We start from the raw sequence: 26,089 nt of genomic DNA on the forward strand, positions 1-26,089 counted from the left end.
TTCATTTTTCGTCCGAGGACGTTAAGAATCCATGTCACTTTGAGTGCCCACACAGATTGTCTGATAAATTGTTAAAGAGCAGTGCCGCTACGTTTTCGCTGCGGCGCGGGGTGTGCATATTACGCTTTCCCGCTTCAGAGTCAAGCGTTTATTTTGCTTTTCTCTGCTGACCCGGCGGCTTGCGTGCCGTTGTTCCGTGTCAGTGGAGGCGCATTATAGGGAGTTCTTCTGAAGTGACAAGCACTAAATACAAAAAACTTTTCGTTCGCTCACTTTTCAAACTCAACGCTTATTTAAACCGCGAATCGTCCGTTAAACGTGCAATTTCACGGGCAAAACTGGCCACTTGATCCCAGTCGGTATAAACCACTTCTTTACGCGTATCCGTTTCCCCGCCCGTCATCTTCATGATCAGGCGGATCATAAAGCGGTCATACCAGCGGTAACGCGGGTAACGCAGCGCGCCCGCAAAGACAGAACAGATATCGGGCTGCCATGGCGAGCTCAGCAAAAACTTACGCGTATAGCTGTTAGTCTGCGGTGTACGCTTCTCTGCTTTACGGGCAACCAGGTTGACCGAGTAAAACGCGCCGGGCAGCTTAGCGAGCTCCGCCGTATGCTTTTTCACAAAGCGATCCAGCGCCGGATGGAAATGACCGTAACGAATTGAAGCGCCAATGACCACACGGTCGTAATCCTGCCAGGCAATCTGTTCAGTGCGATTCAGGTTCACCACATCAGAATAAATGCCCAGCTCTTTGAGTTCAGAAGCCAGATATGAAGCAATCTCACGCGTTTGCCCATCACGCGTTGAGAATAGAATTAACGTTTTCACCAATGTCTCCTTACTCACGCCAGAATGTTGGGGTAAACAGCACCAGCAGCGTAAAGACCTCAAGACGACCAAACAGCATATTGGCGATTAAGATCCACTTTGCCACCGGGTTCATACTGGCGAAATTATCCGCCACGACACCCAGCCCCGGCCCCAGGTTGTTTAACGTTGCCACCACAGAGGCGAAGGCAGAGAAATCATCCACGCCCGTGGCGATAATCGCCAGCATACTGACAATAAAGACCAGCGCATAAGCAGAGAAGAATCCCCACACCGCTTCGAGGATACGCTCCGGCAGTGCACGATTGCCCAGCTTGATGCTGTAAACCGCATTCGGGTGGACGAGACGTTTAAGTTCACGGTTCCCCTGCTTGAACAGCAGCAGAATACGGATCACCTTCAGGCCGCCGCCCGTCGACCCGGCACAGCCGCCGATAAACGCAGAGCACAACAGCAGCACCGGCAGGAACAGCGGCCAACGCGCAATACTGTCCGTGGTGAAACCGGCGGTTGTCGCCATCGATACCACCTGGAAGAAGGCCTGGTTCAGGGTCGTGACCGCCGAGTTATAGACATCGTGGAACCATAGTACCAGGGTACAGATGATCACCAGGGTCAACTGGACGCCAATAAACATCCGGAATTCCGGGTCGCGCCAGTACACCTTCAGGCTCCGGCCGCTAAGCAACGAGAAGTGTAGACCGTAATTACAGCCTGAGATCAGCAAAAAGATGGCAATGATGGTATTGATCGTCGGGCTGTCGAAGTACCCAACGCTGGCATCGTGGGTGGAGAACCCGCCGATAGCGATAGTGGCAAAGCTGTGCCCGATGGCATCAAACGCAGGCATCCCGGCAAACCACAGCGCCAGCGCGCAGGCCACCGTCAGCAGGACATAAATAAGCCAAAGGGTTTTCGCCGTCTCCGCAATACGCGGGCGCATCTTGTTATCTTTCAACGGGCCAGGCATTTCAGCCCGGTAAAGCTGCATCCCCCCGACGCCCAGAATCGGCAGGATAGCCACCGCCAGCACGATGATCCCCATACCGCCGAACCACTGGAGCATCTGCCGGTAAAAGAGAATTGCATGCGGGAGTGAATCCAGCCCCACAAGCGTGGTGGCCCCGGTGGTCGTTAATCCGGAGAACGATTCAAAAAACGCATCCGTGACGGTGAGATTCGGTTGTTCAGAGAAGATAAACGGCAATGCACCCACGCTTCCCAGTACCGTCCAGAACAGGACCACGATCAGAAAACCCTCCCGGGATTTCAGTTCACCTTTCTCACGGCGGTTTGGCCACCACAGCAGGGAGCCAATCGTCAGCGCGACAAAAAAGGTTTGCGTAAATGCACGCCCCGCGCCGTCCCGGTAGATAAGCGCCACCAGTCCGGGAATGATCATTGTCCCGGAGAAAAGTATGACCAGCAATCCAACGATTCGGGTAATGGCACGAAAATGCATCTCTGCCGCTTCCTTAGGTATTCAAAATTGTGAGGTGGGGATTATTCTTCAATCGGCAGTAATTGCAATGAACCGCGACTAAAATCAGCGAGTTTTGCTGAAAAAGCAGCCAGTTCCGCCTGAGGAAGCGCCACGCGTAATTGCACCATTGCCTGATAATCACTGTGTGCGATGACGCCGTTAAACTGTTTAAGCAGTGCTTCGATACCCGATAGCTGGGCGTAATCGCATAACAAAGTATATTCCGTAAGTGGCGTTTTGCGGGTTGTTATCAGCAGATTAAGCGCCTGCTGGACACCCCCTCCGTAGGCTTTAACCAGCCCTCCGGTGCCTAACAAAATGCCCCCGTAGTAGCGGACCACGACGGCGGTGATTTCACCCACGCCGCTGCCCATCAACTGGGATAGCATCGGTTTTCCGGCCGTACCCGCCGGTTCACCGTCGTCAGAAAACCCGAGCTGCTGTGAGTCGTCTGGCGGCCCTGCGACCCACGCCACACAGTGATGGCGGGCATCGGGGTGCTGCGCGCGGACGGACTCGACGAACGCCTTCGCCGCCTCCACGCCGTCAGTATGCGCCAACAGCGTGATAAAGCGGCTTTTCTTGATTTCCTCAACAAAGGTGACCGGCTCGGCCGGTATCAGCCAGCTTTCCATCAGGCCAGCTTCAGATCTCGCGTCATGTTCTCAATGCTGTTCTCGTGAATAACCACGTTATCTTCGATACGAATGCCGCCAAACGGCTTCAGCGCTTCAATTTTCTCCCAGTTGAAGTGCTTGCTGAACTGCCCTTCCCGCCACGGCGCCAGGAGGGATTCAATAAAGTAGATACCCGGCTCAATGGTCAATACCATACGCGGCGCCAGAACGCGGGTGCAGCGCAGATAAGGATATTTAGACGGTGCCGCCAGGTGCGTACCGGTGTCATCCTGCATAAAGCCTGCGACGTCATGAACCTGTAAACCCAGCGGGTGGCCGATACCGTGCGGCATAAATGGCCCGGTCAAATCGTTCTCAACCATCGCCTCTTCGCTCATGTCTTTGACAATCTGATGCTTACGCAGCAGTTTAGCGATGCGCTGATGGAACTGGATGTGATAATCCACGTAGCTGGTTCCGGCCTTCATGGTGCCAATCAGCGCCAGCTGTTCGTCGTTCACGTCTTTGATCAATTGCGCAAAATCAGTATCCGCATTCGCCGCCCAGGTACGGGTCAGGTCTGCCGCATAGCCATTGTACTCAGCCCCCGCGTCCAGCAGGAAGCTGCGCATCTCAGCCGGAACCTGATGATCCAGTTTGGTGTAGTGCAGAACCGAGGCATGTTCATTCAGCGCCACGATGTTGCTGTACGGCACGTCGGTATCGCGGTGGCCGGTCGCCGTCAGGTAGGCCTGATTGATATCGAACTCGCTCATACCGGACTGGAACGCTTCGTGCGCCGCACGGTGGCCATTCACCGCCGTTTTTTGCGCTTCACGCATGCAGTAAAGTTCGTAGTCGGTCTTGTAGGCGCGATAGTAGTGCAGATAATCCAGCACGCCTTTCGGGTTGAGTTTATCTGCCGGAATATCCAGACCCAGCGCACGCTCAGGAACCGGACCAATGTAGCCGATGTTCCCACGCGCCGCTGGCAACTGGCTGCCAATGCCGTCTGCTTTTGGCAGCGCAATCACGTCAATTTCTTCGGTCCAGAATGAGGTCGGCAGCGGCTCCACGTTGTGCCAGTAATCGACCGGCAGGTAGAACCACAGTTTCGGCTTGTTCACGCCATCCACCAGCAGCCAGCAATTTGGAACCTGCGTGACAGGCACCCAGGCTTTAAACTGCGGGTTAACCTTGAAGGGATAAGCGTGGTCATCAAGAAAAGTATTCATCAGCTCGCCGGAGTGGATCAGCAGGGCATCCAGCTTGAAGCGGGCCAGTACATCGCGGGTACGTTCCTGTAGGGTAACGATATGATTTTTATAAAGCGAAGCCAGTGAGTCCATCATTCTTCCTTTCGTTTTTTTGACCTCAAGTCATCGCATCTTAGCACACCTCACTCCGGCTGCGTGATTTCCACCGACCGTGATCAGCGCAGCAATTTCTTAATGACTAATTTGCATTTTATTAACATAAATTCCACACTCCGTTTCATCTGGTATGACCAGATCCAATTGCTGGATTCAGGAGACCGACATGCTCTACAAAGGCGACACCCTGTACGTAGACTGGCTGGAAGATGGCATTGCCGAACTGGTGTTCGATGCCCCCGGCTCAGTGAACAAGCTTGATACCGCGACGGTGGCCAGTCTTGGCCAGGCGCTGGATGTACTTGAAAAGCAATCAGATTTGAAAGGGCTGCTGCTGCGCTCCAACAAAGCGGCCTTTATCGTTGGCGCGGATATCACCGAATTCCTGTCGCTGTTCCTGGTGCCCGAAGAACAGCTGAGCCAGTGGCTGCACTTTGCGAACAGCGTCTTTAATCGTCTGGAAGATCTGCCTGTCCCGACCCTTTCTGCCGTTAACGGTTACGCGCTGGGCGGCGGCTGCGAATGCGTGTTAGCCACTGATTACCGTCTGGCGACCCCAGACCTGCGCATCGGCCTGCCGGAAACCAAACTGGGCATTATGCCGGGCTTTGGTGGCTCGGTGCGTATGCCGCGCATGTTGGGTGCCGACAGCGCGCTGGAAATCATTGCCGCAGGTAAAGATGTCGGCGCGGAACAGGCGCAGAAAATCGGTCTGGTGGACGGCGTGGTTAAGCCTGAAAAACTGATTGAAGGCGCTGTAGCCATTCTGCGTCAGGCGATTAACGGCGATCTCGACTGGAAAGCCAAACGTCAGCCAAAGCTGGAGCCGTTGAAGCTCAGCAAAATTGAAGCCACCATGAGCTTCACCATCGCCAAGGGCATGGTGATGCAGACGGCGGGTAAACACTACCCGGCGCCGATCACGGCGGTGAAAACCATTGAAGCGGCAGCCCGTCTGGGCCGTGATGAAGCCCTGAAGCTGGAAAACCAGAGCTTTGTCCCGCTGGCGCACACCAACGAAGCCCGCGCGCTGGTTGGTATCTTCCTTAACGATCAGTTCGTGAAGGGCAAAGCCAAACAACTCACCAAAAACGTTGAAACGCCAAAACACGCGGCGGTACTCGGCGCGGGCATTATGGGTGGCGGCATCGCCTACCAGTCTGCATGGAAAGGCGTGCCGGTAGTGATGAAAGACATCAACGAGAAATCCCTGACGCTGGGCATGACCGAAGCGGCCAAGCTGCTGAATAAACAGCTTGAGCGCGGCAAAATTGACGGTCTGAAGCTTGCAGGCGTGATCTCCACCATCCAGCCAGTACTGGAATACAGCGGTTTCGACCGTGTGGACGTGGTGGTTGAAGCGGTCGTCGAGAACCCGAAAGTGAAAAAAGCGGTGCTGGCCGAAACCGAAGACAAGGTACGTCCGGAAACCGTGCTGGCCTCTAACACCTCCACCATTCCTATCAGCGAACTGGCGAGCGTGCTGAAGCGTCCGGAAAACTTCTGCGGGATGCACTTCTTTAACCCGGTGCATCGCATGCCGCTGGTCGAAGTGATCCGTGGGGAAAAAACCTCCGACGAAACCATCGCCAAAGTGGTGGCGTGGGCGAGCAAGATGGGCAAAACGCCAATCGTCGTTAACGACTGCCCGGGCTTCTTCGTTAACCGCGTGCTGTTCCCGTACTTCGCCGGTTTCAGCCAGCTGCTGCGCGACGGCGCAGACTTCCGCAAAATCGACAAAGTGATGGAAAAACAGTTCGGCTGGCCGATGGGCCCGGCGTACCTGCTGGACGTTGTCGGCATCGACACTGCCCATCACGCGCAGGCGGTGATGGCGGCGGGCTTCCCGCAGCGCATGCAGAAAGATTATCGCGACGCCATTGACGCCCTGTTCGACGCCAACCGCTTTGGGCAGAAAAACGGTCTGGGCTTCTGGCGCTATAAAGAAGACAGCAAAGGCAAACCGAAGAAAGAAGAAGATCCGGCGGTGGATGGCCTGCTGGCCGACGTCAGTCAGCCAAAACGCGACTTCACTGACGATGAGATCATCGCCCGGATGATGATCCCGATGATCAACGAAGTAGTGCGTTGCCTCGAAGAAGGCATTATCGCCAGCCCGGCAGAAGCGGATATGGCGCTGGTGTATGGCCTCGGCTTCCCTCCGTTCCACGGCGGCGCGTTCCGTTGGCTGGATACGCTCGGCAGCGCTCGCTATCTCGATATGGCTCAGCAATATCAGCACCTCGGTCCGCTTTATGAGGTGCCGGAAGGTCTGCGTAACAAAGCGCGCCATAACGAACCCTACTATCCAGCAGTTGAGCCAGCCCGTCCGGTTGGCACGCTGAAAACGGCTTAAGGAGTCACAATGGAAAAGGTTGTCATTGTTGATGCAATTCGCACCCCGATGGGCCGTTCAAAAGGCGGTGCATTCCGTAACGTGCGTGCGGAAGATCTCTCGGCGCACCTGATGCGTAGCCTGCTGGCGCGTAACCCGGCGCTGGACCCTGCTGCGCTGGACGATATTTACTGGGGCTGCGTCCAGCAGACGCTGGAGCAGGGTTTCAACATCGCCCGTAACGCGTCTCTGCTGGCGGAGATCCCGCATTCGGTTCCGGCGGTCACCGTCAACCGTCTTTGCGGTTCGTCGATGCAGGCGCTGCACGACGCAGCACGGATGATCATGACCGGCGATGCGCAGGCCTGTCTGGTGGGCGGCGTGGAGCACATGGGCCACGTGCCGATGAGCCACGGGGTCGATTTCCATCCGGGCATGAGCCGCAACGTGGCGAAAGCCGCCGGTATGATGGGCCTGACCGCCGAGATGCTCTCCCGTCTGCACGGCATCAGCCGTGAAATGCAGGATGCCTTTGCCGCGCGCTCGCATGCCCGCGCCTGGGCCGCCACGCAGTCTGGTGCCTTTAAGAATGAGATCATCCCAACCGGCGGTCACGACGCAGACGGCGTACTGAAGCAGTTCAGCTACGACGAAGTTATCCGTCCTGAAACCACTGTTGAAGCGCTTTCTACCCTGCGTCCGGCGTTTGATCCGGTCACCGGCACGGTAACGGCGGGCACCTCGTCTGCCCTGTCCGACGGTGCCGCCGCCATGTTAGTGATGAGCGAAAGCCGCGCCCGCGAATTAGGCCTGACGCCACGCGCCCGCGTGCGTTCGATGGCAGTCGTGGGCTGCGATCCTTCCATCATGGGTTACGGTCCGGTCCCGGCGTCAAAACTGGCGCTGAAAAAAGCGGGGCTGAGCGCAAGTGATATCGACCTTTTCGAGATGAATGAAGCGTTCGCCGCGCAGATCCTGCCGTGCATTAAAGATCTGGGGCTGATGGATCAGATCGACGAGAAGATTAACCTCAATGGCGGCGCGATAGCCCTCGGTCACCCGATGGGCTGCTCCGGGGCGCGTATCAGCACCACGCTGATCAACCTGATGGAACGCAAAGATGCCCAGTTCGGACTGGCGACGATGTGTATCGGGTTGGGTCAGGGGATCGCGACGGTGTTTGAGAGAGTGTAAATGTAAATAAGGAAAAGTATCTTAAAGCCAATGACGTCAGAACAAGGCGGCAAGCGAGCGAATCCCGATGAGCTTACATTAGTAAGTGATTCGGGTGAACGAGCGCAGCCAACGCAGTTATGGCGCCATTGGCGAAGAGAGACAGTTTAGTTGCCGTTCTTCCCGCCTGTCAGGGGCGGGTTTTTTACATTATTGCAGCAGCGAAATATCCGCCACGCGCAGGAACAGCTCACGCAGTTTCTCAAGCATCGAGAGACGGTTAATACGCAGCTCTTTATCTTCCACGTTCACCATCACCTTCTCGAAGAAGGCATCGATGACGTCACGTAGCTCCGCCAGCTCCACCAGTGCTTCCTGGTAGCGACCTTCCGCGAAATACGGCTCCAGCTTGTCGCGCAGCACCACAACCTGCATCGCCAGAGAAATCTCTTCCGGCTCTTTCAGGGTTGCAGCGTTTACGCGTTCGTTCAGCGTCTCGTCGGATTTCGCGAGGATGTTGGATACACGCTTGTTGGCCGCGGCCAGCGCAGACGCCGCTTCCAGCGTACGGAAGTGGGATACCGCCTTCATACGCGCATCGAAATCTGCCGGACGGGTCGGACGACGCGCCAGCACCGCCTGAATGGTATCAACGGAGTAACCTTCGTCCTGATACCACGCGCGGAAACGACCGAGCATAAAGTCGATAACATCATCCACAACCTTCGCGTTGGTCAGCTTATCGCCGTACAGACGGACCGCTTCTTCGGTCAGCGTTTGCAGATCGAGATTGAGGTTCTTCTCTACGATGATGCGCAGCACGCCCAGCGCAGCACGACGCAGCGCAAACGGGTCTTTGTCGCCTTTCGGATGCTGACCGATACCGAAGATACCCGCCAGGGTGTCCATCTTATCGGCAATCGCCACGGCGCAGGCAACCGGGTTAGACGGCAGATCGTCACCGGCAAAGCGCGGCTGATACTGCTCGTTCAGGGCCACAGCCACGTCTTCCGCTTCGCCGTCATGACGCGCGTAGTGCATGCCCATCACGCCCTGGGTGTCGGTAAATTCGAACACCATGTTGGTCATCAGGTCGCACTTGGAGAGCAGGCCCGCGCGGGTAGCGTGGTTAACGTCGGCGCCAATTTCACGGGCAATCCAGCCGGACAGCTCCGCGATACGGTCAGTCTTGTCGCGCAGCGTACCCAGCTGCTGCTGGAACAGTACGGTTTGCAGACGCGGCAGGTTATCTTCCAGACGTTTTTTACGGTCGGTGTTGAAGAAGAACTCGGCGTCCGCCAGACGTGGACGCACCACTTTCTCGTTACCGGAGATAATCTGGCTCGGATCTTTCGATTCGATGTTCGCGACGAAGATGAAGTTTGGCAGCAGCTGGCCGTCGTTGGCGTAAACCGGGAAGTACTTTTGGTCACCCTTCATGGTGTACACCAGCGCTTCAGCCGGAACGGCCAGGAATTTCTCTTCGAATTTCGCGGTCAGCACAACCGGCCATTCGACCAGAGAGGTCACTTCTTCCAGCAGGCTATCGCTCAGATCGGCATTACCGCCAATTTTGCGCGCCGCTTCTTCGGCGTCAGCTTTGATTTTGGCTTTACGCTGTTCGTAGTCAGCAATGACCTTACCGCGCTCCAGCAGGATCTGCGGGTACTGATCAGCATTGTCGATGGTGAACTCCGGCTCGCCCATAAAGCGGTGGCCGCGGATCACGCGATCGGACGCCACGCCCAGAATGGTCGCCGGAATAACGGTATCGCCCAGCAGCAGGGTCACGGTGTGAACCGGACGCACAAAGTGAACGTCAGACGCGCCCCAGCGCATCAGCTTAGGAATCGGCAGCTTAGCCAGCGAGGTCGCAATCATATCTGGCAGCAGCGCTTCCGCGCTTTCGCCTTTCACATGGGCACGATACAGCAGCCATTCACCTTTGTCGGTGGTCAGACGTTCGGCCTGATCGACGGTGATACCGCAGCCGCGCGCCCAGCCTTCAGCCGCTTTGCTCGGCTTGCCTTCCGCGTCGAACGCCTGGGCAATGGCCGGGCCACGTTTTTCAACTTCGCGATCCGGCTGAGACGCCGCCAGATTTGCCACTTTCAGCGCCAGACGACGCGGTGCAGCAAACCACTCAATTTTACCGTGCGCCAGGCCAGCGTTATCCAGCTCAGCAGTGACGTTCGCAGCGAAAGATTCAGCCAGGCTGCGCAGGGCTTTTGGTGGCAGCTCTTCAGTGCCGATTTCCACCAGGAAAGTTTTCTCAGACATGGCCGCCTCTTATTTGTTTCGGTTGCACATCGGGAAGCCAAGGGCTTCACGGGACGCGTAGTAAGCTTCAGCAACGGCTTTGGTCAGGGTACGAATACGCAGAATGTAGCGCTGACGTTCAGTCACGGAGATCGCTTTGCGGGCATCCAGCAGGTTGAAGCTGTGGGCAGCCTTCAGAATACGCTCGTAGGCAGGCAGAGGCAGCGGAGTCTCCAGCGCCAGCAGCTGCTGGGCTTCTTTCTCGTACTGCTCGAAGCAGGTGAACAGGAAGTCCACGTCCGCGTATTCGAAGTTATAGGTGGATTGCTCCACTTCGTTCTGATGGAACACGTCGCCGTAGGTGGTTTTACCCAGCGGGCCGTCGCTCCAGACCAGGTCGTAAACGCTGTCTACGCCCTGAATGTACATGGCCAGACGTTCCAGACCATAGGTGATTTCGCCGGTGATCGGTTTACATTCCAGACCGCCAACCTGCTGGAAGTAGGTGAACTGGGTCACTTCCATGCCGTTCAGCCACACTTCCCAACCCAGACCCCAGGCACCCAGCGTTGGGTTTTCCCAGTTATCTTCCACGAAACGAATGTCGTGAATGGTCGGATCCATACCCAGCTCTTTCAGTGACCCGAGGTACAGTTCCTGAATGTTGTCGGGTGATGGCTTAATCACCACCTGGAACTGATAGTAGTGCTGCAAACGGTTCGGGTTTTCGCCGTAACGGCCATCGGTCGGACGACGGGATGGCTGAACATAGGCGGTCGCCATCGGCTCTGGACCTAACGCGCGCAGGCTGGTCATCGGGTGTGAGGTGCCTGCGCCAACTTCCATGTCCAAAGGTTGAACAATGGTGCAGCCCTGACGAGCCCAGTAATCCTGTAAGGTCAGGATCAGGCCCTGGAAGGTCTTGGTATCAAACTTTTGCATAGTATTTCGTGCTGGATACGTGTGGTTTTAAATGGAAGGGATCAGTATACCCGCTGGCTGCAAGATATACAGTACGAAACGGGGTTGTTTAGGGAAAATTGGGGAATAAGCCCTACAGCCAGAACCTGCGAAGGCTCTGGTTGCTGCTTATACGAGCAATTTAGCGCATTGAGAGATGTAAAAACTGGCCGTCTGCATCAAAAGAGCAGACAAAGCCCTCTTTACGCGCCGTATAGCCTTTTAGCTCATAGCTGCCCTGAAAGCGTTCGAAACCGTTAATATGAATTTTCTGTGCTTCGGAATTATAGCGGTGAGCCGCCTGATCCCTGCACAGCTGTTCCATATTTAGGGAACGCTCCGGGCTCATTTTCCCCTGCTGCGCTTTTTGGACAGGTATCTCCTCAGAAGCACTGCATCCTGTTAATAAGAGCAGCAGAAAGAGTGACACCCCACGCTTCATCATCATTTTTATTACCGCCCTGGTCAGTGGCTGTTATTTTTAGTAGCAACACGTTTATAGATTAATGTTCAACATTCTGCGAATCTCGCCAGCTCCCGACAAGACAGCCTGGCTAAACTCAGAATTTTCCAAGGGAAAAGTTTTACGCAATCGCAGTCACACTTTCTTTATCAGGAATACAGAGGAACTGATGCAGTCAAAAATTAACTGGATTGATAACCTGCGGGGAATAGCCTGTCTGATGGTGGTGATGATCCACACTACGACCTGGTATGTCACGAACGCGCACAGTATCAGCCCTGTTAACTGGGATGTCGCCAATATTCTGAACTCAGCCTCACGCGTGAGCGTCCCGCTGTTCTTTATGATTTCCGGTTTTCTCTTTTTTGGCGAGCGTAGCGCGCAGCCGAGACATTTCATCCGTATTGTATCCTGTTTGCTGTTTTACAGCGCCATTTCGCTGCTCTATATCATCCTGTTCACTTCAATTAACGCTGAACGTTCCCTGCTCAATTTGTTGCAAAAACCGGTGTTCTATCATCTGTGGTTTTTCTTCGCGATAATGGTTATCTATCTGGTTTCGCCGTTAATTCAGGTAAAAAACGTTAGCGGTAAAATGCTGCTGGCCTTGATGGTAATAATCGGGATCGTGGCAAACCCGAATACCGTCTCACAGAAAATTGATGGCTTTGAATGGCTGCCCGTTAACCTCTATATCAACGGCGATACGTTTTATTACGTGCTGTACGGCATGCTGGGGCGCGCCATCGGCACGATGGAGACGCAAAAGCGAGGAATAAACTGGCTTTGCGCGGCAGCATTTATCGCCGGTGTGTTTATTATCTCTCGAGGGACGCTGCACGAGCTGCAATGGCGCGGAAACTTTGCCGATACCTGGTATCTCTACTGCGGGCCGATGGTCTTTATCTGCGCGGTTTCGCTGCTGACCCTGTTTAAAAACACCCTGAATGCCCGCCCGCTTCCGGTGCTGGGGTTTATCTCTCGCCACTCGCTGGGCATTTACGGTTTTCACGCGCTGGTGATCCACGCCCTGCGCACCCGCGGCGTTGAGCTTAAAAGCTGGCCGGTGCTGGATATTGTCTGGATATTTACCGTTACGCTGGTTGTCAGCCTGCTGCTCTCAATGCTGCTGCAACGCATCGATACACGCAGGTTTGTGAGCTAACCCGGTTGAAGGCTGGCAGGCCGGGTAAGCGTTAGCGCCACCCGGCTCCTGTTTATGACATTAGCGGTAAAAGCTGCTGATAGATTTTGCGGAAAACGTCTCGTCTTTCAGCGTAGCGAGCATGATTTTTCGCATCAGGACGATGCTGCTGTTCAAGCGGCAGCTGGGGCAAAAGCTGGGGCAGTGGTTTATCCCGGTTCAGCGCAATTTGCGCAAGCCGTGCCGCACCGAGCGCCGGACCAACATCTCCCCCAGTACGATAGTCCAGCTGCAACCCGCTAATATCGGAAAGCATTTGCCGCCAGTAGCTGCTTCGTGCCCCGCCGCCAATTAACGTAATGCTGGATGGCGTCAGGCCACAGTCATGCACGACATCCATGCCGTCCGCCAGCGCATAGCCGACCCCTTCAAGCACCGCGCGTGCCAGCTCTGCCGGGCCGTGCTGATGGGTAAGGCCGAAGAAGACCCCTTTCGCTTCCGGGTTGTTATGCGGCGTCCGCTCGCCTGAAAGGTACGGTAAAAACCAGACCGCACCGGCAGTATCATCCGCCTGCTGTGCCGCTGCGATAAGCGCCGGGACGTCCGCCATTCCGGTCAGCTTTGCCGCCCAGTCGAGGCAGGATGCCGCGCTCAGCATCACCGACATCAAATGCCATTTACCCGGCAACGCGTGGCAGAAGCTGTGTACGGCGCTTTCAGGGTTACTACGATAGCCGTCACTGACGGCAAAATAGACGCCGGAAGTGCCGAGCGAGAGCATGGCCTGTCCTGTCTCCACCATCCCCACGCCTACCGCACCCGCCGCATTATCGCCGCAGCCGGCAACGACAGGTACGGCTGGCATATTCCAGCGTTCAGCAACAGAAGGCTGCAAAGCGCCCGTGATATCACTGCCTTCAAACAGCGCAGGCATATGATCGCGCGTCAGCTGGCAGGCATCCAGCATCGCTTCGCTCCAGTCCCGTTTCGCCACGTCGAGCCACATCGTGCCCGCGGCGTCAGACATGTCGCTGGCAAAATCCCCCGTCATGCGAAAACGCAGGTAGTCTTTCGGCAACAGAACCTTCGCCACCTGACGAAAAATCTCAGGCTCATGGCGCTGCACCCACAGGAGTTTTGGCGCGGTAAAACCGGGCATCATCAGATTGCCCGTAATCTCGCGGGACGCAGGCACACGCTCCTCAAGGATCGCGCACTCTTCCGCACAGCGGCCATCGTTCCAGAGAATAGCCGGGCGCAGAACGCGATGCTGGCTATCCAGCAGCGTGGCGCCATGCATTTGCCCGGCAATGCCCAGCGCTTTCACGTCGCGCAGGCTGTGCTGCTCACCTAAGGCTTTCATCGCGCGGTCCGTCGCCTGCCACCACTGCTCCGGATCTTGTTCCGACCAAAGTGGCTGCGGGCGTGAAACCTGCAACTTTTCAGTCTGCGTGGCTAACACATCGCCCTGCTCGCTTAACAGGATGGCTTTCACCCCCGACGTGCCAAGATCGATCCCGATATACATGTGGTGACTCCTTTGACAGAAATGCCCGGCGGCGCTGCGCTTACCGGGCATGAATGCTGTTATTTATCGAACAGGTAGTGATTGACCAGGTTTTCCAGCAGTTCCTGATGGCCGCTCTGATGCTGCGGTGCCAACTGATGCTGTTCAGCGTACTTCGCGATCTCCGCAAGCGATAACTGACCTTTCAAAATTTGCTGGCCCAGCTCACTGTTCCAGCCGCTGTAGCGCTTCGCCACGCGCTTATCCAGCTCACCGTCTTCAATCATACGGGCCGCCACCTTCAGCGCCAGCGCCATGGTGTCCATCGCGCCAATATGCCCGTAGAACAGATCGTATTTGTCGGTGCTCTGGCGACGCACTTTGGCGTCGAAGTTCAGGCCGCCGGTGGTGAAACCGCCCGCTTTGATGATTTCGTACATCACCAGCGCATTCTCTTCGACGCTGTTCGGGAACTGGTCGGTATCCCAGCCCAGCTGCGGATCGCCGCGGTTCGCATCCACCGATCCGAAGATGCCCAGCGCAATCGCAGAGGCGATTTCGTGATGGAACGAGTGGCCCGCCAGCGTGGCGTGGTTAGCCTCAATGTTCACTTTGATCTCTTTTTCCAGACCAAACTGCTTCAGGAAGCCATACACGGTGGCGACATCGTAGTCGTACTGATGCTTGGTTGGCTCCTGTGGTTTTGGCTCAATCAGCAGCGTACCGCGGAAGCCGATTTTGTGCTTGTGGTCCACAACCATCTGCATAAAGCGGCCAATCTGCTCACGCTCCTGGCGCAGGTCAGTATTCAGCAGCGTTTCATAGCCTTCACGACCGCCCCAGAGAACGTAGTTCTCACCGCCCAGCTGATGCGTGGCGTTCATCGCAGTCACGACCTGGGTTGCCGCCCAGCTGAAGACTTCCGGGTCCGGGTTGGTTGACGCGCCCGCGCCATAGCGAGGGTTGGTAAAGCAGTTAGCCGTACCCCAGAGCAGCTTCACGCCGCTTTGCTGCTGTTTTTCAGCCAGCACGTCGACCATCTGCGCAAAATTGTTCAGATACTCTTTCAGCGACGCCCCTTCCGGCGACACGTCCACATCGTGGAAACAGTAGTACGGCACGTTCAGCTTATGGAAGAACTCGAACGCGACGTCGGCTTTACGCTTCGCCAGCTCAATGGCCTCGCCCGGCTGTTGCCATGGACGGTCAAAAGAGCCCACGCCGAACATATCGGCACCGTTCCAGCAGAAGGTGTGCCAGTAGCAGGCGGCAAAGCGCAAGTGATCTTCCATGCGCTTACCCAGCACCAGCTCATCCGGGTTGTAGTGACGAAATGCTAAAGGATTGGTCGTTTTCGTGCCTTCGAAACGAACGCGATCGAGTTGGTCGAAATAAGCTTGCATATTGAGCTCCATAATCAGGGTATGCGGCGTGGTCTTGCTTCTGGAGTAATAGTGAATAGACATTGGAGGTTGCTCAATTACGTTATTTCACACTGCTATTGAGAGAATGCGCAATTGTGCGCTGGCTCGCAAAATAATGTGCAGACAAACTATTTTTCGGCGCGCATTCCAGAATCAAATGTAATTAATAGGTTACGCTTTTTAAAATCCGATCGCGGTCATAAATTCAGAAATAAACCAAATATCGTAATGAGAAGATAAAAATCTGTAATTGCCAGCAGGCCTTTCCACGTTAAAAATTTGCTGCGTCTCAGCAGTGAATGTTTCTTTTATCTCAGCTACACATACCCCTACAAAAAGGCCTAATAATTATGAAGATAAAGAACCTGACCCTAACGCTCTGCACTACTCTCCTGCTTGCAAGCTTTGCCGGCCACGCCAAAGAAGTCAAAATCGGCATGGCGATTGATGACTTACGCCTGGAGCGCTGGCAAAAAGATCGCGATATCTTTGTTAAAAAAGCGGAATCTCTCGGTGCGGAGGTGTTCGTTCAGTCCGCTAACGGCAACGAAGAGACGCAAATGTCGCAAATTGAGAATATGATCAACCGTGGCGTCGATGTGCTGGTCATTATCCCGTATAACGGCCAGGTATTAAGCAACGTGGTGAAAGAAGCAAAACAGGAAGGCATAAAAGTCCTGGCTTATGACCGCATGATTAATAATGCGGATATTGATTATTATATTTCGTTCGACAATGAAAAGGTGGGTGAATTACAGGCTAAAAGCTTGATCGCAAAAGTGCCTCAAGGGAATTATTTCCTGATGGGCGGCTCGCCTGTGGATAACAACGCCAAACTGTTCCGTCAGGGACAAATGAAAGTGCTGAAGCCGTATATCGACGAGGGCAAAATTAAAGTCGTCGGCGATCAGTGGGCTGACGGCTGGTTACCGGAAAACGCGCTGAAAATTATGGAAAACGCGTTGACCGCAAATAACAACAAAATCGATGCAGTGGTGGCCTCTAACGACGCCACTGCGGGGGGCGCCATTCAGGCGCTGAGCGCGCAGGGTCTGGCCGGGAAAGTCGCTATTTCCGGACAGGACGCCGACCTTGCGGGTGTAAAACGCATTATCGCGGGTACCCAGACTATGACGGTCTATAAGCCCATTACCGAGCTTGCCAATACGGCCGCCGAAATTGCCGTTGAGCTGGGAAATGGCCAGCAACCTAAAGCAGACGCGACGTTAAATAACGGCCTGAAAGACGTGCCAGCTCGCCTGCTTACCCCTATCGAAGTCAACAAAGAGAATATTGACGCCACGGTGGTGAAAGACGGTTTCCATAAGAAGAGTGAACTGTAATCCAGCGCAGCCCCTGCCCGGCGGGGGCGCATCGACCTGCCCTGTTCATCTGTCGGGCTATGCGGAGCAGTTATGTCTTATTTACTTGAAATGAAAAGCATCACCAAAGCCTTCGGGGCGGTGAAAGCGGTCGACAACGTAAGCCTGCGGCTGAACCCCGGCGAAGTGATGTCGCTGTGCGGCGAAAACGGCTCGGGGAAATCCACGCTGATGAAGGTGCTGTGCGGGATCTATCCGCACGGCAGCTACGAGGGCGAAATCGTCTTTGCCGGTGAGGTGCTTCAGGCCACGCACATTCGTGATACCGAACGTAAAGGCATCGCTATCATTCACCAGGAGCTGGCACTGGTGAAGCACCTTACCGTGCTGGAAAATATCTTTCTTGGGGCCGAACTCTCGCGCCACGGCGTACTGGATTACGACACCATGACGCTGCGCTGCGAAAAACTGCTGGCCCAGGTGAGTCTCGCTATCTCACCGGATACGCGCGTGGGCGACTTAGGTTTGGGCCAGCAGCAACTGGTGGAGATCGCCAAGGCGCTAAATAAACAGGTACGCCTGCTGATCCTCGACGAGCCAACCGCCTCGCTCACCGAACAGGAAACCGCCGTTCTGCTCCATATCATCCGCGACCTGCAAAACCACGGTATCGCCTGCATCTATATTTCGCACAAGCTCAATGAGGTGAAAGCTATTTCCGACACCATCTGCGTCATCCGCGACGGGCAGCACATTGGCACGCGTGAAGCAGAAGGCATGAGCGAAGATGACATCATCACCATGATGGTGGGTCGCGAGCTCACCGCACTGTATCCCAACGAACCACACACCATAGGCGAAGAACTCCTGCGCGTGGAAAACCTGACGGCGTGGCATCCCGTTAACCGCCACATCAAGCGCGTGGATAACCTCTCCTTCTCGCTGCACCGCGGCGAAATTCTCGGTATTGCGGGTTTAGTGGGTGCCGGAAGAACCGAGGCCGTGCAGTGTCTGTTTGGCGTCTGGCCGGGGCGCTGGGAAGGCAAAATTTATATCGACGGTCAGCCGGTAAAAATTGACAACTGCCAGCAGGCCATTGCCAAAGGTATTGCCATGGTGCCCGAAGACCGCAAAAAAGACGGCATCGTGCCGGTCATGGCGGTGGGAAAAAATATCACGCTGGCGGCGCTCAGCCAGTTTTCCGGCGCGCTGAGCAGCCTGGATGATGCCGCAGAACAGCAGTGTATTCTTCAGTCACTTGCCAGGCTCAAGGTGAAAACCTCCTCGCCGGAACTGGCGATAGGTCGCCTGAGCGGCGGCAACCAGCAGAAAGCGATTCTGGCGCGCTGCCTGTTGCTTAATCCGCGCATTTTAATTCTGGACGAACCCACGCGCGGGATCGATATCGGCGCGAAGTATGAAATCTACAAGCTGATCAACCAGCTTGTGCAGCAAGGGATTGCCGTCATTGTTATCTCGTCCGAATTGCCTGAAGTGCTGGGGCTGAGCGACCGCGTGCTGGTCATGCATGAAGGGAAACTCAAAGCCAACCTGAACAACCAGAACCTGACGCAAGAGCAGGTGATGGAAGCTGCCTTAAGGAGCGAACGCCATGTCGAAAAGCAACCCGTCTGATATCAAAGTCGCTGTTCCGACGCCCGGTGCGTTCGCAGGACTTAAATCGCTGAATCTGCAAGTTTTTGTAATGATTGCCGCCATTATCGTCATCATGTTGTTCTTTACCTGGATGACCGATGGCTCCTATTTGAGCGCACGTAACGTCTCTAACCTGCTGCGTCAGACCGCCATCACCGGGATCCTGGCGGTGGGGATGGTCTTTGTGATTATCTCAGCGGAAATTGACCTGTCGGTAGGGTCGATGATGGGTCTGCTCGGCGGCGTGGCGGCAATTTTTGACGTCTGGCTCGGCTGGCCGCTGCCGCTGACGATTGCGGTCACGCTGGTACTGGGTCTGCTGCTGGGTGCGTGGAACGGCTGGTGGGTGGCCTACCGTAAAGTCCCGTCGTTTATTGTCACCTTAGCAGGGATGCTGGCCTTCCGCGGTATTCTGATTGGGATCACCAACGGCACTACCGTCTCCCCGACCAGCGCCTCGATGTCCCAGATTGGCCAAAGCTACCTCTCTGATGGCGTCGGTTTTACGATCGGCGTGGTTGGGCTGATGGCGTTTGTCACGTGGCAATGGCGAGGACGCATGCGTCGCCAGGCGCTGGGGCTGGCCTCGCCTGCCTCAACCTCGGTTGTCGGCCGTCAGGCGCTTACTGCGGTGATTGTGCTGGGGGCCATCTGGCTGCTAAACGATTATCGCGGTGTCCCAACGCCCGTTCTGCTGCTGGCGCTGTTGCTGTTAGGTGGGATGTTTATGGCCACACGTACCGCATTCGGTCGCCGTATTTATGCTATCGGCGGCAATCTTGAAGCCGCGCGTTTATCTGGTATCAACGTCGAGCGCACCAAACTCGCCGTCTTTGCCATCAACGGCCTGATGGTAGCCATCGCGGGGCTGATCCTCAGCTCGCGACTGGGTGCGGGTTCCCCGTCTGCCGGTAATATTGCCGAGCTGGACGCCATCGCCGCCTGCGTGATTGGCGGGACCAGCCTCGCCGGAGGTATTGGCAGCGTGGCGGGGGCGGTGATGGGCGCATTTATTATGGCTTCGCTGGATAACGGGATGAGTATGATGGACGTGCCGACGTTTTGGCAGTATATCGTCAAAGGGGCCATTCTTTTGCTGGCAGTCTGGATGGACTCTGCCACCAAGCGGCGCGCCTGAGAACCGTATCGTGACTAATTTGGGAAAGTGAGCCATGTTTGAAAAGCGTCACCGCATTACGTTGTTATTCAATGCCAACAAAGCCTATGACCGTCAGGTGGTTGAGGGGGTTGGTGAATATTTGCAGGCGTCGCAATCCGAATGGGATATTTTCATCGAAGAAGATTTCCGTACCCGTCTGGAGAACATCAAAGACTGGCTGGGAGACGGGGTTATCGCTGACTTTGACGACCCCGTGATTGAACAGTTGCTGAGTGGCGTCGACGTACCTATCGTGGGCGTTGGCGGCTCTTACCATTCAGCGGAACATTACCCCCCCGTTCACTACATCGCCACGGATAACCATGCCCTGGTTGAGACCGCCTTCCTCCATTTAAAGGAGAAAGGCGTCCATCGTTTTGCGTTTTACGGATTGCCCGCCACCAGCGGAAAGCGCTGGGCGATGGAGCGTGAGTATGCCTTCTGCCAGCTGGTTGCCCAGGAGAAGTATCGCGGCGTCGTTTATCAGGGGCTGGAAACCGCGCCAGAAAACTGGCAGCACGCACAGAATCGCCTGGCTGACTGGCTGCAAACGCTGCCGCCCCAGACAGGGATTATCGCCGTGACGGACGCCCGCGCCCGCCACGTATTACAGGTGTGCGAACATTTGCATATTCCGGTGCCTGAAAAGCTGTGCGTGATTGGTATTGATAACGAAGAGCTTACGCGCTATCTGTCGCGCGTGGCGCTCTCATCCGTGGCGCAGGGTACCCGTCAGATGGGCTATCAGGCCGCGAAGCTGCTGCACAGACTGTTAGACAACGAATCCCTGCCGCTCCAGCGTCTGCTGGTTCCGCCCGTTCGCGTGGTCGAGCGTCGCTCAACTGACTACCGTTCCTTAAACGATCCGGCCGTGATTCAGGCGATGCACTACATTCGCAATCATGCCTGCAAAGGGATTAAGGTCGATCAGGTGCTGGATTCGGTCGGCATTTCACGTTCGAATCTGGAGAAGCGGTTTAAAGAGGAAGTCGGTGAGACGATCCACGCCGTGATCCATGCGGAAAAGCTGGAGAAAGCGCGAAGTCTGCTGATCTCCACCTCGCTGTCGATCAACGAGATTTCACAGATGTGCGGCTACCCGTCGCTTCAGTATTTCTATTCGGTGTTCAGGAAAGAGTATGACACCACGCCGAAGGAGTACCGGGAACGGTACAGTGAAGTCCTGCTCTAGAAAAAAGAACGCCTTCCAGTGGAAGGCGTTTTTCATTACATATGTGCGGCAATCAGACGCTGGTTATCCTGGTACATTGAGAACAGGTAGTTGTTGTAGCGCTGTCCCTGGGTGGAATAACCTTTCAGCTTGTGGATCATCGCCGTGGCCGTCACTTCCTGATCCGCCTTACGCAGCTGCGCGCGTGACTTACGGAACGAAGAGTAGGCCGGGTGGGTGTTCAGATTCACCACATAGGCATTCACGGAATCTTTCACCGATTCAAACTGTGAATAGCCCTTCACCTTGCCGGGTGCATTAGTACAACGACCTTTTGCGCATTTCATGCCAAACAGATTGTTGTTGTTGCGCGCCAGCTTCGAGGTGCCCCAACCGCTTTCGGCGGCGGCCATTGTCGCGACCATACTGCCTGGAATAATGTCCACACGCTCTAACAGAGTGTTCCACGGCACACGACGCGTGTTCCCGCTCCACTTCACTTTATAGCGTTTGGCGATGTCTTTCAGGCGAGTGCGCTCAGACGGCGACCAGCGGCTATCGTACTGTTTGGCGATCAGCCAGTTACGATCCGCAGTAATCGCGGCATTTTGACTTTTAATGTAAGGCATTACCGTCCGGAGAAACGCTTTTTTCCTTGGTGTCCCGGAAGGGTATTTTCGCAAATCAGGAAGTGAACTACTCTTTGCACTATTGCGAGAATACTCTTGTTTACTGCTAACCTTACTGCTTGTCGTATTTATTACGTGGGCTTTCTTACTCGTTGTATCCGTGTGCGTCTTTGCAAGCACCTCACCTGAAAATGCCATGGTGAGTAACATGAGTATCGCGGCCCCATATCGTCGAATGGGAGTCGATATCATTAGGTCTCCTGGTCGGATATAAGCATTCCAACACCTTATTTTCTTCAAAATTTGAGAGCGGAATCTCAAATCGTACCAAAAATAGTCTTCAAGAGCACGTCTATAAATAGTCCAATTCCGAAACTATGTCATCCGGAACATGCTCATTAAAGCACCAACACTGGAAAAATGTGCGCGATATCGCAGATAACTGCCTAATTTTGCGCGGGATCACTCATCCCTTCGCGTCCTCCTGGCAGAAAGCCTCAGAGGAGGAGTTTTTCCCCTGAGCCGAATGGCACACTGGTCAAAAATGCCGCGACAGGAAAATGGAATGAAACGCACTGCATTAGCTGTTCTGATGTTACCCGCATTCGCGCATGCCGACTGGTCATCGCCGGGATTTGACGCATTCAACGCTGAAGGTACCGGCGTCTTTACCAGCCAGGCAACGCTTGCGAAGGGTACCCGTCCACTGACGTTGAGTCTTGACAACGCGTGCTGGCAGCCGACAAAGGCCATTAAGCTCAACGAGATGCTGTCGCTCAAACCGTGCGAAGGCACGCCACCGCAGTGGCGGTTATTCCGTGACGGCGTTTATCAGATGCGTATTGATACGCGCTCTGGAACGCCGACGCTGATGCTGACGGTACAAAGTGCGGCGCCACAGCCTGTCGCAAACGTTACCCGCCAGTGCCCGAAGTGGGACGGCAAACCGCTCACGATCGACGTCGTTAACACGTTCCCGGAAGGCACGGTGGTGCGTGATTTTTACAGCAAACAGACCGCGACCGTTCAAAATGGCAAAGTGACTCTTCAGCCAGCCGCCAACAGCAATGGCCTGCTGCTGCTTGAGCGCGCCGAAACGGACAAACCCGCGCCGTTCAGCTGGCAAAACGCCACCGTCTATTTCGTGCTGACCGATCGCTTCGTGAATGGCGACCCCACCAACGACAACAGCTATGGCCGCCATAAAGATGGTATGCAGGAGATAGGTACTTTCCACGGCGGCGATCTGAAAGGGCTTACCAGCAAACTGGATTACCTTCAGCAACTGGGCGTGAATGCGCTCTGGATAAGCTCCCCGCTGGAGCAGATCCACGGCTGGGTTGGCGGCGGCACCAAAGGGGATTTCCCCCACTACGCGTATCACGGTTATTACACCCAGGACTGGACGAAACTCGACGCCAACATGGGCAACGAAGATGATTTACGCCAGCTTGTCGACGACGCGCACAGGCGCGGTATCCGCGTCCTGTTTGACGTTGTCATGAACCACGCGGGCTATGCGACGCTTGCAGATATGCAGCAATATCAGTTTGGCGCACTCTATTTACAGGGAGATGAGCTGAAAAAAACGCTCGGCGAACGCTGGACTGACTGGAAGCCAGGCGCGGGTCAAAGCTGGCACAGCTTCAACGATTACATCAACTTCAGTGACAAAGCCGCATGGGAAAAATGGTGGGGTAAAAAATGGATCCGTACCGATATCGGTGATTACGACAACCCGGGCTTTGACGACTTGACCATGTCCCTGGCCTTCCTGCCGGATCTGAAAACGGAATCAAAAACCCCGTCAGGTTTGCCGAACTTTTATCAACACAAGCCCGACACCAACGCGAAAGTGATGACGAATTTCACGCAGCGAGATTACCTGACCCACTGGCTTAGCCAGTGGGTACGTGACTACGGCATCGACGGTTTCCGGGTCGATACCGCCAAACACGTTGAGCATGAAGCCTGGCAGCAACTGAAAGACCAGGCCAGCCAGGCGCTGGCCGCGTGGAAGGCAGCCAACCCGGACAAAAAACTCGACGATGCGCCGTTCTGGATGACCGGTGAATCCTGGGGCCACGGCGTGATGCACAGCGATTATTACCGCTACGGCTTCGATGCGATGATCAACTTTGACTATCAGGAGCAGGCGGCGAAAGCAGTGGACTGTCTGGCAGATATGGATTTGACCTGGCAGCAAATGGCAGAAAAGCTGCAAAGTTTTAACGTGCTGAGCTATCTCTCCTCCCACGATACGCGTCTGTTCCGTGAAGGGGGTCAGCGCGCCGCTGAGTTACTGCTGCTGGCGCCGGGAAGCGTGCAGATCTATTACGGCGATGAATCAGAGCGTCCATTTGGTCCGACGGGCTCCGATCCGCTACAGGGAACCCGTTCGGATATGAACTGGCAGGACGTCACGGGTAAACAGGCGTTAACTGTCGCCCACTGGCAGCTTCTGGGGCAGTTCCGCGCCCGTCATCCGGCTGTGGGTGAAGGCAAGCAAACAACGCTGTCAGTGAAAGAAGGCTACGGCTTTGTGCGCGAGCACAAGGGCGATAAGGTGATGGTGGTGTGGGCGGGTAATCAGTAGAACAGCCCCCTCACCCTAACCCTCTCCCCTAAGGGGCTAGGGGATTGCACGGTGCGGTCTTTCACCCTCGCCCCTTTGGGGAGAGGGTCGGGGTGAGGGGTACATTCATCAGAAGGATTCACTGCAATAATCCCTCTCCACCATACAAAACAACAAATCCGACCACATCCGCCGATTTGCACCAACACGGTGCTGGCGTTATGGTTACTGCCTTTCATATTAAGCCCGACAGATCACCTGCTATGACGTTTTCACAATTCGGCGACAAATTTACCCGCCATTCAGGCATTACCCGCCTGATGGAGGACCTCAACGACGGGCTGCGCACCCCAGGCGCTATCATGCTTGGCGGCGGAAACCCGGCTCAAATTCCGGAGATGAACACCTACTTCCAGACGCTGCTGGCAGACATGCTGGAAAACGGTAAAGCAACCGATGCGCTATGTAATTACGACGGCCCTCAGGGTAAAACAGAACTACTGACGCTTCTGGCGGCAATGCTGCGGGAAGCGCTGGGTTGGGATATCGAACCACAGAACATTGCACTGACAAACGGCAGTCAGAGCGCGTTTTTCTACTTATTCAATCTGTTCGCCGGACGCCGCGCCGACGGCACCACGAAAAAAGTGCTGTTCCCGCTGGCACCGGAGTATATCGGCTATGCCGATGCCGGCCTCGAAGAAGACCTGTTTGTTTCCGCACGTCCGAATATCGAGTTGTTGCCAGAGGGCCAGTTCAAATATCACGTCGATTTTGAACATCTGCATATCGGTGAAGAGACGGGCATGATCTGCGTATCTCGTCCCACCAACCCGACGGGGAACGTGATCACCGACGACGAGCTGATGAAGCTGGATGTGCTGGCGAATCAGCACGGCATCCCGCTGGTGATCGATAACGCCTATGGCGTACCGTTCCCGGGTATCATCTTCAGCGAAGCGCGTCCGCTGTGGAACCCGAACATCATCCTCTGCATGAGCCTCTCCAAGCTGGGCCTGCCGGGCAGCCGCTGCGGCATTATCATTGCTAACGAGAAAATCATCACCGCCATTACCAACATGAACGGCATTATCAGCCTTTCCCCTGGCGGCATCGGCCCGGCGATGATGTGCGAGATGATCAGGCGTAACGACCTGCTGCGCCTGTCAAATGAGGTGATCAAGCCGTTTTACTCTCAGCGCGTTCAGGAAACTATCGCCATCCTTCGCCGCTACTTACCGGAGGAACGCTGCCTGATCCATAAACCGGAAGGGGCAATTTTCCTGTGGCTGTGGTTTAAGGATCTGCCCATTACGACAGAGCTGCTTTATCAGCGTCTGAAAAAGCGTGGCGTGCTGATGGTGCCGGGGGATTACTTCTTCCCGGGACTGGATAAACCGTGGCCGCATACGCACCAGTGCATGCGCATGAACTACGTCCCGGACCCGGAAAAAATCGAAGCGGGTGTGAAAATTCTCGCCGAAGAGATTGAGAACGCCTGGCGCGAGGCCGGTTAATAAAACCTCAGGCCAGATTACGCAGCCGTTCCACGCGTAGTCTGGCGGGGTCTATGCAGCGCAGCGCGTGGGTGGGACAGGCTTCGACGCAGGCGGGACCGCCCTCGCGATGCATGCACAAATCACATTTCAGCGCCTGAACGCGATCTCCCACAACCCGAACCTGCATTGCCCCGAACGGGCACGCCACCATACAGCTTTTGCAGCCGATACAGCGAGCCTGCTCAACGAGCCAGGCTCCCGCAGCACGGTGAATGGCCCCCGTCGGGCAGACATTCGCGCAGGGCGCATCTTCACACTGGTGGCAGCCCACGGCCGTGGTGAAGGTTCCCCCCTTAACCACGCGGATACGTGACGTAAATGCTTCTGGCGTGGCGCTGCTTTGATGCGACATCATGCACGCCACCTCACAGGTGCGGCACCCGATACATTTTTCAGGATCCGTCAGAATAAATCGGTTCATCAGTTATGCCTCGCGTGCATTAAA

The 26,089-nt window shown here is 55.4% G+C and carries 20 protein-coding genes; 9 read left to right on the forward strand and 11 right to left on the reverse strand.

Annotated features, from left to right (window positions below; all coding sequences use genetic code 11):
* Positions 1–289: 289 nt before the first annotated feature.
* From hemG to pepQ, 4 genes are read right to left on the reverse strand one after another with little or no spacing between them, the layout of a single operon-like run.
* Positions 290–835, reverse strand: a complete 546-nt coding sequence (hemG, locus tag C3451_RS18935) for a menaquinone-dependent protoporphyrinogen IX dehydrogenase (RefSeq protein WP_063139149.1) — start codon at positions 833–835, stop codon at positions 290–292.
* A gap of 10 nt (positions 836–845) precedes the next feature.
* Positions 846–2,297 (reverse strand): Trk system potassium transporter TrkH, encoded by a 1,452-nt coding sequence (trkH, locus tag C3451_RS18940; protein ID WP_022649737.1) that lies wholly within the window; start codon positions 2,295–2,297, stop codon positions 846–848.
* Positions 2,298–2,338: 41 nt separating this feature from the next.
* Positions 2,339–2,953, reverse strand: a complete 615-nt coding sequence (locus C3451_RS18945; protein WP_015572737.1) for an IMPACT family protein — start codon at positions 2,951–2,953, stop codon at positions 2,339–2,341.
* Positions 2,953–4,284, reverse strand: coding sequence for a Xaa-Pro dipeptidase (gene pepQ, locus C3451_RS18950; RefSeq protein WP_022649738.1), 1,332 nt, complete (start codon positions 4,282–4,284; stop codon positions 2,953–2,955). Before pepQ ends, C3451_RS18945 begins: the two co-directional genes overlap by 1 nt.
* Before the next feature lie 190 nt (positions 4,285–4,474).
* Between pepQ and fadB the strand changes: the two genes are divergently transcribed.
* Complete coding sequence (gene fadB / locus C3451_RS18960; protein ID WP_023307160.1) at positions 4,475–6,664, forward strand: fatty acid oxidation complex subunit alpha FadB; 2,190 nt, start codon at positions 4,475–4,477, stop codon at positions 6,662–6,664.
* Between the two features lie 9 nt (positions 6,665–6,673).
* Positions 6,674–7,837 carry an acetyl-CoA C-acyltransferase FadA gene (fadA, locus tag C3451_RS18965; RefSeq protein WP_063139151.1) on the forward strand — a complete coding sequence of 388 codons (1,164 nt, stop codon included), beginning with the start codon at positions 6,674–6,676 and terminating at the stop codon, positions 7,835–7,837.
* A gap of 189 nt (positions 7,838–8,026) precedes the next feature.
* Here the strand turns inward: fadA and glyS are convergent, their stop codons facing one another.
* The 3 genes from glyS to C3451_RS18980 all read right to left on the reverse strand — a co-directional run bounded on the left by glyS (position 8,027) and on the right by C3451_RS18980 (position 11,483).
* Entirely contained in the window at positions 8,027–10,096 is a 2,070-nt protein-coding gene (gene glyS / locus C3451_RS18970; RefSeq protein WP_022649741.1) for a glycine--tRNA ligase subunit beta, read from the reverse strand.
* Between the two features lie 9 nt (positions 10,097–10,105).
* Entirely contained in the window at positions 10,106–11,017 is a 912-nt protein-coding gene (gene glyQ, locus C3451_RS18975) for a glycine--tRNA ligase subunit alpha (RefSeq protein ID WP_003860141.1), read from the reverse strand.
* A 160-nt stretch (positions 11,018–11,177) separates the two neighbouring features.
* Entirely contained in the window at positions 11,178–11,483 is a 306-nt protein-coding gene (locus C3451_RS18980; RefSeq protein WP_017693801.1) for a YsaB family lipoprotein, read from the reverse strand.
* 184 nt (positions 11,484–11,667) lie between these two features.
* On the opposite strand from C3451_RS18980, the gene C3451_RS18985 reads away from it, so the two are divergent.
* Positions 11,668–12,663: an acyltransferase gene (locus tag C3451_RS18985; RefSeq protein WP_045622141.1), complete on the forward strand. Its 996-nt coding sequence runs from the start codon at positions 11,668–11,670 to the stop codon at positions 12,661–12,663.
* Between the two features lie 52 nt (positions 12,664–12,715).
* On the opposite strand, the gene xylB is transcribed toward C3451_RS18985, so the two are convergent.
* Together xylB and xylA are read right to left on the reverse strand one after the other, a co-directional pair.
* A complete protein-coding gene (gene xylB, locus C3451_RS18990) occupies positions 12,716–14,170 on the reverse strand; it encodes a xylulokinase (protein ID WP_045622143.1) in 1,455 nt (484 codons plus the stop codon).
* A gap of 59 nt (positions 14,171–14,229) precedes the next feature.
* Positions 14,230–15,552, reverse strand: coding sequence for a xylose isomerase (xylA, locus tag C3451_RS18995; protein WP_045622160.1), 1,323 nt, complete (start codon positions 15,550–15,552; stop codon positions 14,230–14,232).
* Positions 15,553–15,923: 371 nt separating this feature from the next.
* Between xylA and xylF the strand changes: the two genes are divergently transcribed.
* The 4 genes from xylF to xylR all read left to right on the forward strand — a co-directional run bounded on the left by xylF (position 15,924) and on the right by xylR (position 20,902).
* The gene (xylF, locus tag C3451_RS19005; protein WP_022649746.1) at positions 15,924–16,916 is read left to right on the forward strand and encodes a D-xylose ABC transporter substrate-binding protein; all 993 of its coding nucleotides are present in this window, start codon (positions 15,924–15,926) and stop codon (positions 16,914–16,916) included.
* 72 nt (positions 16,917–16,988) lie between these two features.
* On the forward strand, positions 16,989–18,530 hold the full coding sequence (locus C3451_RS19010) for a xylose ABC transporter ATP-binding protein (RefSeq protein ID WP_045622145.1): 1,542 nt from the start codon (positions 16,989–16,991) through the stop codon (positions 18,528–18,530).
* Positions 18,508–19,689 (forward strand): xylose ABC transporter permease XylH, encoded by a 1,182-nt coding sequence (gene xylH / locus C3451_RS19015; protein ID WP_063139152.1) that lies wholly within the window; start codon positions 18,508–18,510, stop codon positions 19,687–19,689. Before C3451_RS19010 ends, xylH begins: the two co-directional genes overlap by 23 nt.
* Positions 19,690–19,723: 34 nt before the next feature.
* Entirely contained in the window at positions 19,724–20,902 is a 1,179-nt protein-coding gene (gene xylR, locus C3451_RS19020) for a D-xylose utilization transcriptional activator XylR (protein WP_038416899.1), read from the forward strand.
* 35 nt (positions 20,903–20,937) lie between these two features.
* Here xylR and C3451_RS19025 read toward each other — a convergent pair whose 3' ends face one another.
* The gene (locus tag C3451_RS19025) at positions 20,938–21,762 is read right to left on the reverse strand and encodes a protein bax (RefSeq protein ID WP_072050127.1); all 825 of its coding nucleotides are present in this window, start codon (positions 21,760–21,762) and stop codon (positions 20,938–20,940) included.
* A gap of 313 nt (positions 21,763–22,075) precedes the next feature.
* Between C3451_RS19025 and C3451_RS19030 the strand changes: the two genes are divergently transcribed.
* Both C3451_RS19030 and avtA read left to right on the forward strand, forming a co-directional pair.
* On the forward strand, positions 22,076–24,106 hold the full coding sequence (locus C3451_RS19030; protein ID WP_045622148.1) for an alpha-amylase: 2,031 nt from the start codon (positions 22,076–22,078) through the stop codon (positions 24,104–24,106).
* 242 nt (positions 24,107–24,348) lie between these two features.
* Entirely contained in the window at positions 24,349–25,602 is a 1,254-nt protein-coding gene (gene avtA, locus C3451_RS19035) for a valine--pyruvate transaminase (RefSeq protein ID WP_045622149.1), read from the forward strand.
* Positions 25,603–25,609: 7 nt separating this feature from the next.
* Here the strand turns inward: avtA and C3451_RS19040 are convergent, their stop codons facing one another.
* Positions 25,610–26,065 carry a 4Fe-4S dicluster domain-containing protein gene (locus C3451_RS19040; RefSeq protein ID WP_045309001.1) on the reverse strand — a complete coding sequence of 152 codons (456 nt, stop codon included), beginning with the start codon at positions 26,063–26,065 and terminating at the stop codon, positions 25,610–25,612.
* Positions 26,066–26,089 lie beyond the last annotated feature (24 nt).

This window comes from Enterobacter sp. 301B (genome assembly GCF_003850715.1).
In the GTDB taxonomy this organism is placed as follows: domain Bacteria; phylum Pseudomonadota; class Gammaproteobacteria; order Enterobacterales; family Enterobacteriaceae; genus Enterobacter; species Enterobacter intestinihominis.